This window comes from Mangrovibacterium sp., from assembly GCF_059905295.1.
Genome location: NZ_JBZQJF010000247.1, coordinates 1 through 9754, shown reverse-complemented (window position 1 = coordinate 9754; position 9754 = coordinate 1). Strand labels below are relative to the sequence as shown.

General features: G+C 46.0%; 10 protein-coding genes. 5 read left to right on the top strand and 5 right to left on the bottom strand.

Annotated elements, in window-relative coordinates:
- On the top strand, positions 1-207 hold a 207-nt coding region (locus AC37HE_RS12905; RefSeq protein ID WP_500783260.1), incomplete at its 5' end, for a hypothetical protein.
- Between the two features lie 215 nt (positions 208-422).
- Here the strand turns inward: AC37HE_RS12905 and AC37HE_RS12900 are convergent.
- Genes AC37HE_RS12900 through AC37HE_RS12890 form a run of 3 tightly spaced genes read right to left on the bottom strand, consistent with a single transcriptional unit; the run spans position 423 to position 4340 of the window.
- Positions 423-2978 (bottom strand): FecR domain-containing protein, encoded by a 2556-nt coding sequence (locus AC37HE_RS12900; protein ID WP_500783259.1) that lies wholly within the window; start codon positions 2976-2978, stop codon positions 423-425.
- A 5-nt stretch (positions 2979-2983) separates the two neighbouring features.
- Positions 2984-3856 carry a FecR family protein gene (locus AC37HE_RS12895; protein WP_500783258.1) on the bottom strand — a complete coding sequence of 291 codons (873 nt, stop codon included), beginning with the start codon at positions 3854-3856 and terminating at the stop codon, positions 2984-2986.
- 1 nt (position 3857) lies between these two features.
- Entirely contained in the window at positions 3858-4340 is a 483-nt protein-coding gene (locus tag AC37HE_RS12890) for an RNA polymerase sigma factor (protein ID WP_500783257.1), read from the bottom strand.
- A gap of 175 nt (positions 4341-4515) precedes the next feature.
- On the opposite strand from AC37HE_RS12890, the gene AC37HE_RS12885 reads away from it, so the two are divergent.
- The 4 genes from AC37HE_RS12885 to AC37HE_RS12870 all read left to right on the top strand — a co-directional run bounded on the left by AC37HE_RS12885 (position 4516) and on the right by AC37HE_RS12870 (position 7500).
- A complete protein-coding gene (locus AC37HE_RS12885) occupies positions 4516-5376 on the top strand; it encodes an N-acetylmuramoyl-L-alanine amidase-like domain-containing protein (protein WP_500783256.1) in 861 nt (286 codons plus the stop codon).
- A gap of 69 nt (positions 5377-5445) precedes the next feature.
- The gene (locus AC37HE_RS12880) at positions 5446-6411 is read left to right on the top strand and encodes a lysophospholipid acyltransferase family protein (RefSeq protein ID WP_500783255.1); all 966 of its coding nucleotides are present in this window, start codon (positions 5446-5448) and stop codon (positions 6409-6411) included.
- Position 6412: 1 nt separating this feature from the next.
- Complete coding sequence (locus AC37HE_RS12875) at positions 6413-6955, top strand: hypothetical protein (RefSeq protein WP_500783254.1); 543 nt, start codon at positions 6413-6415, stop codon at positions 6953-6955.
- A 104-nt stretch (positions 6956-7059) separates the two neighbouring features.
- A complete protein-coding gene (locus AC37HE_RS12870; protein ID WP_500783253.1) occupies positions 7060-7500 on the top strand; it encodes an META domain-containing protein in 441 nt (146 codons plus the stop codon).
- Between the two features lie 84 nt (positions 7501-7584).
- On the opposite strand, the gene AC37HE_RS12865 is transcribed toward AC37HE_RS12870, so the two are convergent.
- Both AC37HE_RS12865 and AC37HE_RS12860 read right to left on the bottom strand, forming a co-directional pair.
- Positions 7585-9072 carry a glutamate synthase subunit beta gene (locus AC37HE_RS12865; protein ID WP_500783252.1) on the bottom strand — a complete coding sequence of 496 codons (1488 nt, stop codon included), beginning with the start codon at positions 9070-9072 and terminating at the stop codon, positions 7585-7587.
- Positions 9073-9096: 24 nt separating this feature from the next.
- Positions 9097-9754, bottom strand: a 658-nt coding sequence (locus AC37HE_RS12860) for a GltB/FmdC/FwdC-like GXGXG domain-containing protein (protein WP_500783251.1), incomplete at its 5' end; no start/stop codon positions are given.

The following is a 9754-nucleotide window of genomic DNA, read 5'->3' as shown; positions in this document are numbered from 1 at the left end:
GAACGGAAAGACCATTTGGCACATTACGCTCCGGTAGACCCTCAACAGGGAAACCAGTTTGCAGGATTACGCGTCGGTAGTCCGTGTTTAGAGAACCCCGATGTGGTCGTACGCGTCGGTAGCCTTGGAACGGAAAGACCAGTTGGCACATTACACTCCAGTAGACCCTCAACAGGGAAACCAGGTTGCTGGATTACGCGTCGGTAGTCCGTGTTTTAAGAAGCCCGATGTGGTCGTACGCGTCGGTAGTCTTGGAACGGAAAGACCAGTTGGCACATTACACTTCGGTAGACCCTCAACAGTAAATCGGGTGCGGTGGATTGTATCCGCCGATTAAACGCGGTTAAAAACTGCTTCACCCATGACTGAAATCTTATTGACCGGGTGACTTGAAGTCACCCGGTCAATAAAACTCCTCCCGATTAAAAAGTCACCTTTAGAAACATGGTTGGAGTAAACGGAACAGCTTCGGCCGATACGTTGAGTGTCGCATCCTGATCGTCGGGAATACGGACAAAGTTGTCGTACTTGATGTTTTCGTAGTTGAACACATTAAGGACCGACACACCGGCTTCGAGGCTGTACTTCGGTTTAATGAAGCGATAGCTCACAGCCGCATCCAGCCGTTGATAAGCGCGTCCGCCAACTGTTGGATCGTCGGGCAAGCCGGGGAAGCCTGAGCCGTAAACGTAGTTCGCCGAAATATAAACGGGTTTGAAATTCAGCAGCAACGCTGTTTTCAGCTCATGCCGTTGGTCGTGCAAAGCCCGCAAGTAGTCGGCTGTATCGAAATAGGAGAAATGTTCTTTGGTCTCGCTGAGAGTATAAGCCACCCAAAACGAATGCCCTTTCCAATCTTTCTTCACCAGGAAATCCACACCAGAAGTCTTGGCTTTACCCTGGTACAAGCCTGTGCCGTCCAGCGTTTCCACATAACGACTCAGCCCTTGGGTGTGCTTTCGGTAGCCCTCGACACTCAGCAGATATCCATTCTTGCTCCAACTCAGCCCCAGGATAGCCTGTTGCGACTCCAAAACCGGAATATCGCCATCGTTACAAATGGTCCAGAGGTAACGAAAGTTCCCCAGTGGGTCTACCACCGAAGTATGCGAGATGTATTGCCGGTAAGTACCAAAGGAAGCTGTCGCTTTCCAGTTATCGGTGAAGGCCCAGCCTGCCGACAATCGAGGTTGCAGATCCAGCCGGTCGAGATCGAAAGGCAGGTCGGCCCGTAAGCCGGCAGTTATCTGCAGCTGCCTGTTAACCGACAGGTGATCCTCGAAGTAAGCACTCAGGCGCGACAAGGTTCTTTCTTCATGCGCCAGGCTTACATCGAACGAATCCTCACGGTAGTGCACCTTGTTTTGGGTTAGCCCAAGACCAAATCCCAGCTTTTGAGACTCACCGACAGGCAAATGATTTTGAAGCTCCAGCCGAAGCTCATCAATTTTATTCTGATTGTAGTCGTCGGTATTGGTAATCCAGCTCGTTCCTGAAGTTGAGCTGCCGCTACTTCCACCCTGTCCGTTGCCACTTCCTCCGGTACCGGTACTTCCACCGCTCGACTGACCTGCTGACTCACGCAAATTGGTCACCTGCGTTTCCAGCGACGAGTACGCTGCCGTTAATTCCGAGCGCAGGCCATTACTCCAGGCTTTGCTGTAACGAGCCGAAGCCCCGTATTGGAGGTTATCTTCTTCATCCTCGTAGGACAACTGATTTTGCTGACTGCGACTTTCATACTCCAGTCCGTACACATAGCTGTCCTCACCACGGAAAAAGCTCAGACTATAAAAGTCGCCTCCGTCCGTTTTACCGGAAAACTTGACGTTCAAATCCCGGAAGTTATAATCGGGATACACATAGCGGTCAATCGATGTTCCCCGCCCCGAACGACCACTGGTCCCCAAGGTAATCTGATTCTTGTCGTACAGTTCGTAATAGGTTTGCCGCATCGCCATCACCAGCGAGGTCTTGCCACCCAGCGGAAGACTCAACCAGCCATTCATGGTCATATTATTGACACTCAGCTGCATTTGCAAATCGTCGGTACTGCCGTTTACCCCCGTAATTTCAACAATACCCCCAACCCGGCCACCCAGCTCTGCCGGAAAACCACCTTTCATCACCCGGATATCTTTCGCCATAAAGGGGTTCACCGCACTGATGTTGTCGTTGAAGTTCTTCATCCCAAACAGGGTGAAACCATCGAACAACACCTGGCTCTGCCCTTGGTAACTGCCGCGAATAATTAAATCATTGGATTGTTCACCCGCAGCCAGAATCCCCGGCTGAAGGCGTAACAGGTTGAAGACCGAGTTGTCGCCATAGCCTGGCAAACTACCCGCCACCTTTTGGTTGAGCCTAATCTCCCCGGCTTGCTGCCCGATCTGTTCCGAGCGAACTACCGACAATCCTTCAACCTTAATTTCCTTCAGACGAATGAAGGAGGGCGTTAAATTGAACCGTTGATTAAGGCCAACGGTGATGAGCGTATCCTCCGGAAAATAACCGAGGTACGAAATTCGAAGCGGCACCGGGCTGTCGGTTGTTATATTGCAGGAAAAGGCTCCGTTACGGTCAGTCACCATCCCCTTGTCCCCGACAAAAAGATGCGCATAGGGTAAGGTTTCGCCTGTAAATTTGTCCTGTACGATCCCCGAGATAAACGTAAATTCCTTCGAATGCATAAGCGGTCGATTGTAAATCAGAAAAACCTCTCCGTCCTTTTCGTAGGTCAGCGGAAGGTTTTTCAACAGGAAATCCAACGTCTCCGGAAGATCTTTAAAGCGATGGTCAACGGTGATTTTATAGTTTGAAAGCTGATCGTTGTCAAACGAAAACTGGAAATCGTAACGATCGCGCAGATCCAATAAGATTTCACTCAGGGCTTTTTCCCGATACTGCAGTTCGAGCTGCTGGCTGTGAGCAAGCATACCCGAGAGCAAAAGACAACAGAGCAGAACAAAAGTTTTCAAGATGGTTAGTTCATTTTTTCAATCCGGAATACGCCGGCCTTTTCTTCTTTAAAGTTCAAATTAAACGGGCGACATACATATCCCAGTACTTGTTTTACATCAGCGTTCTTATCAAAGTTACCACTATAGGAGAAGTTCAGGTCGTCGGGCAGGTCAATCAAAACATTGTATTGCCGCTCAATTTCCTCAAACACTTCGCGCAACGGGCGGTTGGTAAAGCTGAAACGATTATTGGTCCAGCTGATATCCCGGGCTGCATCAACCGACTCTTTTCTCAACTCGTTACTCACCAATTCAGCCTTTTCGTTTGGCAACAACAGCACCTTCGATGTTTCGTCGGCATTCTCCACCTGCACTTTACCGGTTAAACAAGTTACGCGGTAATTGGCATCACGGGCATAAATATTAAAACTGGTTCCCAAAACCGTTGTCGTTCCATTACCAGACTCAACCCGGAACCTACTCCCCTTTTCAACCTCAAAATAAGCTTCACCATCGAACTGCACCTCGCGTGAAAATGCCCACCAATACGGATGATAGCCAATCTCGGAACCGGCATTCAACTGAACTTTCGAATGATCGGGCAGCTCAACCAGGCGATGTTCGCCATCGGGAACCAAGGACCACTGAGTATAAAACCGCATGAAGGCAGTCGTACCAAGCAGCACCAGAACAACAGCTGCTACAGCCCACTGAAATACCGTCCGCTGCATTGAAATAACCTTTCCTGCAGGTTTCGGAGTCGACAGCTGAGCTTCCATTTTTGCCCAAATATCGTCCTTCGATTCGTCCCACTCCACGGTTAACTTCGAATTCAGCTTTTCAACCTCTTCCCAATTCGAATTTGGTGAATTTGTATGTTCCATTTGTGTTTTCATGTCAACTCAGTTTCTGTTTTAATTGACTTAAAGCAGCACTCATTCGCTTTTCTACTGCTTTAACGCTTACTTCCAGGCGTTCAGCAATTTCTGAATATTTCAAGCCATCCATCCGGCTCATCAGGAACACTGTTCTTTGCTTTTCCGACAACGCTCCCAAAGCTTCTTCGTAGCGGTTCTTTAGTTCTCCGTATTCCAGTTGATCTTCGGGCGATTCATCTTCAATATCCAGGCTCAGCTTCTTCTGATATTCCCATTCAACCTGCTGATGCCGATACCGACTGACAAATAAATCGGATGCTATTTTGTAAAGCAATCCCACATTTTCTTTTTCATGGAAGGTCAACTGCTTTTCCCAAAGCTTCATAAAAGCCTCCTGTGCCACATCGGTAGCCAATTCCCGATTACCGGATCGATAGTAAACATACCGCCGGATAGCATCGAAATACAGATCAAACAACCGTTTAAATTCTTGCGCTGTCAAAGTTCAAAACGTTTTGTATTCTTGTCACCTTCCTTCATTTCGTCGATCATAAAAAGATCAATTAATTTAAGGAATTCTTGCATCTTTTCACGCTCATACCGTTTCAATTCGGAAATACCCTACCCGTGGTCAATATTTTTTGTAAATTCCGCTTTCGAAAACAAATTCAGAAAACATGAAGATCATCCCAATAATCATCCTGCTTCTCGTGTTTACACAGGCCTGCAACAGCCAAAGCCAAAAAGCTCAAACGGAAAAACCGATCGCTTGCAAAGATGACAGCCTGCTCGTTTCAAAATATTTGCATGAGTTTGCCCCAGATCGCCAAAAGCCGACCGGAGACTTAATTATTGAAATCGGGAAAGCCATGATGGGAACCCCCTACGTTGCGCATACACTCGAAACCGGGAAAGATGAAAAGCTGGTGGTGAACCTGCGGGAAGTGGATTGCACGACCTTCGACGAAACGTGTCTGGCCCTGGCAACAACCATTAAAGCCGGAAAAACCGATTTTGAGTCCTATGCTCACCAACTGGAGAAAATACGATACCGGAATGGCGAGCGCAATGGCTACCTGTCACGCCTGCACTACTTTTCAGACTGGTTATACAATAACGAACAAAAAGGGTTGATCAGCCCACTCTCCTCCGATTTTCAAACACCTTTCGAAAAGACGATCAATTTTATGTCGACACACGCCGACAGTTACCCGGTTTTAAAGGAGAATCCTGAACTTATTGCAAAGATTGCTGAGCAAGAAAAGCTAATCAGCCAGCGAAAAACATCTTATTTGCCGAAAGCAGCTATTCAGGCTAATGAAAAACAATTAAAAGATGGTGATTTGGTTGCCATAACCACCAGCATTGCAGGTCTGGACATTGCCCATGTAGGCTTTGTTATTTGGGAGGATGGTCGAGTTCACCTGATGCATGCCTCTTCGTCAGGGGAAAAGGTTGTCATCTCGGATCGCCCCCTTGCTGATTACCTGGCCGGGAAAAAATCCTTTACCGGAATTATGATTGCCCGCCCCAATTAATCCTCAAGAAGATCCGATTTCCGAACTTTTAACAAATAATTCTACTTTTGAAGTTTGATTAGAAAACGAATGAAAACATTTGGCCAAAAACTGACAGTCGTACTTTTAAAAGCTTTATCCTATTTACCTCTTCCGGTTCTTTATTTGCTTTCTGACTTCTTTTATGTACTCGTATTTTACCTCATCGGCTACCGTAAAAAAGTTGTTTTTCAGAATCTCCGGAATGCCTTTCCTGAAAGAACGGAACAAGAGATCGACGAGATTGCCCGCAAATACTACCACCATTTTTGCGATATGACTGTTGAAACGATCAAGATGCATCGCATGTCTATTGAGAAAATGCAAAAACATGTCACTTTTAAAAACCCGGAGTTATTAAATCAGTATTTTCACGAGAATAGAGGGATTATTGTTTTGTGCGCCCATTACAACAATTGGGAATGGAACTCATGCTCTCAACGGGTTCTCGACCATGCCTTGCTGATGGTTTACAGCCCCATGAAAAGTAATCCAATCATGGAAAAATACATGATTCAGATGCGGGAGCAATACGGAGCTCAGGGAGTGCCGATGAATCAGGCCCCACGGGCAGGTCTAAGCATTAACAAGGGGCCAGATTATAATCTTTTATGGTTGGCTGCCGACCAAACACCACCTTCGGAAGCCCAATACTGGACAACTTTCTTAAACCAGGAAACACCCTTTTTCAGCGGACCGCAAAAGATTGCCTTAAAAACCAACAGCCCGGTGTTTTATCATCACATCCATAAGGTGAAACGTGGTAAGTACATCGTTGAGTTTAAAGAGATCAGCCTAAGTCCAAAACAAGATGGCGAGCATGGTGTTTTATTGGGCTATGTTGACATTATTGAGCAGGTCATCAAACAACAACCGGAATATTGGCTGTGGTCGCATAGACGTTGGAAACATCAACGCAAAGCCGATCAGGAACTCCTCCCAAGGAATAAACAGTCTAAATATGAAAAGCAAATCGATCAGATGCTATCAGAGTTAAACGAAATAAAAACATTTTAGGATGAGGAAAGTCGGCAAAAGAGTATTCCACATTCTAATCGTCCTAACGGGCATAAGCTTCCTATGCCTGCCAACCGGTAGCCTGGCCCAAAGTTCGGCCACAATCAGGCAGTGTAAGGACCTGGTTGATGATGCGCAATATTTCTTACAGGAAGCTGCCAATCAGATCCGACTATGCGACGGTGCAAGCACTGTTGAAGACGTAAAATACTATTGCTTCGAGTCGTTAGCCTCAATCGACAGTGTTGACTTCAAATTACAGGAAGCGCTCTTTAAAGCTGATGATATCGGCTATGTTTTGAAAAGCAGCGAGGACTCCCTTATGGCTAATCAGATTGATGGCATAACAGGCAACCTGCAGGAAGCCCAGAAAAGTAATTCGGTTGCCCAAAAAACACTGGGGCTACTTTTAGATGAAAGTCGGACCACCATCATCAACCAAAAACTGTTCGACCTCGGAGAGGCAATCAACAACTGTTCTTCTCAAATCAACCAGGCTCAGCGAACTCTAAAGACCCTGTCTAAAAAATCGAAGTCGCGTTAAAAGAGGGATGGATTCATCCGAAACAGCACCTGAAACAACTTCATTTTAGATATCCATTTCAATCTGGTATTGTTTTTGATTTCAGAATCGAAAAGGAATTTAAAATGAGAAAAATAATTATTCTATCCCTCGCATTGCTGTCAACCACAGTGATGTCCTGTGCCCAATCCAATCATACGATCCGGCAGGAGGTGACGAAAGATAACGTATATGAAAAGTATCAGGGCAGCTGGGAATTAATCAGTATTAACGACCAAATGGAAGATTACCAGATATCGCTAATCCTTAAACAGGGAGAATCAAGGATTGGGGGTTCCACAGGTTGCAACTCCTTTAGTGGACAAGTGGTTTGTAATGGCGATGAATTGGTGATACAACGGGTTATTGCCACCAAACGAATGTGCCAACCCGATCGGATGGCTATGGAACGGAGAATCTTATCTGTTATTCAAGGTTCATTCAATATTGAAAGGGATAACAATCACCTGATATTGACAAGCGACAACAATACACTGGTATTTCAAAAAGCTGAAAGTAAAGAATAGAACCTCCCTTGTAAACTAAAAAATCCCGACTAGTGCCGGGATTTTTTTGTTCTATGCGTTATGATGTAAACTTTATAGCAAGATTTACGGAAGTACGGTGTCACCCATCAAATAGCGGTCAACTTCGCGAGCTACTGCGCGTCCTTCGTTGATTGCCCAAACAACCAATGATTGTCCGCGACGAGCATCACCCGCAGCAAATACTCTCTTGGTGCTGGTTTTAAATTCACCGTATTCAGCCTGGTAGTTTGAACGACCATCACGATCGAATTCCAATTCTTCAGCGATTTTATCTTCCGGTCCGAGGAATCCCATAGCCAGCAGAACCAAATCAGCTTCCAGACGGCGTTCAGTTCCGGCAATTTCTTTCGGGAACATACGTCCTTCATCGTCGCGCACCCACTCGATATTTACCGTGTGAATAGCCACTAAATTACCATCTTTATCACCTTCAAACTTTTTGGTCATCACCAGGTATTCACGAGGATCTTCACCTTGTTTGTAGATCGCTTCGTGCTGACCGTAGTCAATCTTCAGCGATGCAGGCCATTCAGGCCAAGGGTTAACCTCACGATTACGCTCTTGTGCCGGTTTTGGCATGATTTCAAATTGGCGAACGCTCTTACATCCGTGGCGTAATGACGTAGCAACACAGTCGGTACCGGTATCACCACCACCAATGACAATCACGTTCTTACCTTCAGCAGAGATGAAGTTACCATCTTTCAATTCACTATCCAGCAAGCTCTTGGTATTAGCGCGCAAGAACTCCATCGCATAGTTAACGCCTTTCAATTCGCGGCCTTCAACTTTCAGGTCACGTGGCTTCGTAGCTCCAGTCGTTAAAACAACTGAATCAAACTCCTTATGCAATTTTTTAGCGCTGATATCTTTACCCACCTCAACACCGGTTTTAAAGATAACGCCTTCTTCCGCCAAGATATCAACCCGACGTTGAACGACACCCTTATCCAATTTCATGTTTGGAATACCGTACATCAACAAACCGCCAATACGGTCGTCGCGTTCGAAAACAGTCACCAGGTGACCTGCTTTGTTCAGCTGAGCTGCAGCAGCCAGTCCGGCAGGACCGGAGCCAACAACAGCAACTGTTCTTCCTGTACGATGCTCAGGAGGTTCAGGAACAACCCATCCGTTTTTGAAACCAAAATCGATGATTGTCCGCTCGTTATCGTGAATCGTTACTGCCGGTTCGTTAATGCCCAACACACAACCTGCCTCACAAGGAGCCGGACAAACACGTCCTGTAAACTCAGGGAAGTTATTAGTGTGGTGTAAACGATCCAATGCCTGGCGCCAGCGTCCGCGGTAAATCAAATCATTCCATTCAGGAATCAAGTTGTAAACCGGGCAACCGGAAGCACCATTGTGCATCAATTCGCCGCGATGGCAAAACGGAATACCGCAATCCATACAACGGGCACCTTGCGTTTCGCAAGTTTCTTTATCTCTCAGAACGTAGACTTCGTTCCAGTCCTTCAAACGTTCCGGAATTGGACGAGTTGGATTAGCAACTCTTGTATATTCTAAAAATCCTGTAGGCTTTCCCATTTTTATCTTTCCAAAGTTGAATTACTAGCTTTCCAATGACATATCGAATGCAGCATCGATGATATCACTTTCTTTTTCATATTTACCTGAGTTACGTGCTTTTTCGATAAATCCAAGCATCCGTTTGTAATCAGTCGGAAGTACTTTAACAAATTTCGATAAGCTATATTCCCAGTCAGATAAGATATATTCAGCTACGGCCGAACCTGTTTTCTCCAGGTGTTTCTCAATCATAGCTTTCAGTTCAGCTTGCTCTTCCGGAGTTTCGACTTTCTCAAGACCGATCATCTCCATATTACATTGGGCCGGGAAAGTACCGTCGGCATCCAGAACATAGGCAACACCACCGGACATACCAGCACCGAAGTTGCGTCCTGTTTTTCCAAGGATAATGGCTTTACCGCCAGTCATATATTCACAACCGTGATCACCGATTCCTTCAACAACCACCTGGGCACCTGAGTTACGTACGCAGAAGCGCTCACCGGCTACACCGCGAATGTAAGCTTCGCCACCTGTTGCTCCATAGAAGCATACGTTACCAACGATGATATTCTTTTCAGGAACAAACTGAGCTTGTTTATTTGGATAGATGGCTAAGTGACCACCTGACAAACCTTTTCCAAAGTAGTCGTTCGCATCACCTTCAACTTCCAGTTCAATTCCTTTACACATAAATGCT